A 314-nucleotide genomic window follows, 5' to 3' on the forward strand; every position below is an offset into this window, starting at 1 on the left:
CACCTGCGCGCCGACCAGCGCCCTCTGGGTGCCCGCCTTGACCGTGACCGGCGCGTACGCCGGCAGCCGATTCTGTGAGGACATGCGGCGCGGTCTCAGGGCGTCTGTACGAGGTGGGCCGTCACCCGGGTCGGCGCGCGAGCACGCGGCCGACCAGATCGTCGATGCAGTCCGGTGTCAGCGGCCCGACGCCGAACAGCATCCGGGCACAGGTCGGCATCAGGACGACGGCCAGCCCATCCGGCAGGTACAGGGGTTCCGCGCCGCGGGCGCGGGCCCGGTCGAGCATGCCCCGGACCCGTTCGGCGCGGGCG

The 314-nt window shown here is 74.5% G+C and carries 1 pseudogene; it reads right to left on the reverse strand.

Going from position 1 to position 314, the window contains the following annotated elements:
* Positions 1-121: 121 nt before the first annotated feature.
* A pseudogene (locus tag ADK55_RS38755) lies at positions 122-314 on the reverse strand (TetR family transcriptional regulator); the annotation flags it as partial.

This window comes from Streptomyces sp. WM4235 (assembly GCF_001279725.1).
GTDB lineage: Bacteria > Actinomycetota > Actinomycetes > Streptomycetales > Streptomycetaceae > Streptomyces.